Source organism: Mesorhizobium sp. M7A.F.Ca.US.005.03.2.1, assembly GCF_003997795.1.
Taxonomy (GTDB): Bacteria; Pseudomonadota; Alphaproteobacteria; order Rhizobiales; family Rhizobiaceae; genus Mesorhizobium; species Mesorhizobium ciceri.
In genome coordinates, this window is record NZ_RZRP01001586.1 from 1 (window position 1) to 498 (window position 498).

Annotated in this window: 2 protein-coding genes; both read right to left on the reverse strand. The window is 65.7% G+C overall.

Annotated elements, in window-relative coordinates; translation table 11 throughout:
- Positions 1-244, reverse strand: a 244-nt coding sequence (locus tag EN991_RS39295) for an FAD-dependent oxidoreductase (protein ID WP_127370687.1), incomplete at its 3' end; no start/stop codon positions are given.
- A 44-nt stretch (positions 245-288) separates the two neighbouring features.
- Positions 289-498: helix-turn-helix domain-containing protein (locus EN991_RS39300; protein ID WP_164766238.1), on the reverse strand; the 210-nt coding region annotated here is incomplete at its 5' end.

Consider the following 498-nt stretch of genomic DNA (forward strand, 5'->3'; position numbering starts at 1 on the left):
GGCCCTGGCTGTCCGGCGCCGTCCAGCCGGAGCGGTCGAGCAGCGCCCGCGCCGCCGCGTCGATGTTGTATTCCCAAGGCGAGAACACCCGCACGTGGCCCCATTCGAGCAGTGCGGCACCAACGCTTTCGCCGCGCTCCAGGATCAGCAGGCGGATGCCGCGCTCGACCAGATGCGCCGCGGCGGCAAGGCCGACCGGGCCGGCGCCAATTACCGCGACGGGAAGGTTTGCCATCATGTCCATAGGTTCGATCCTTCCGGTATGTTCGAATTATACGCGCAGAAAAATCAGGCCAGTGCTTTGCCGACGGCGGGCGCGCAGACAGCATCCGCGCAGCACTCGTCGGCGAGATAGCCGATCAGCGCATTCATGCCGGGATAGTTGGCGCGGCAGATCAGCGTCGTCGCTTGCCGTTCCTGCGTGACAAGCCCGGTATCGACCAGCCGTTTGAGGTGATGCGACAGCGTGGAGGACGGAATGTCGAGCCTGCCCTGGAC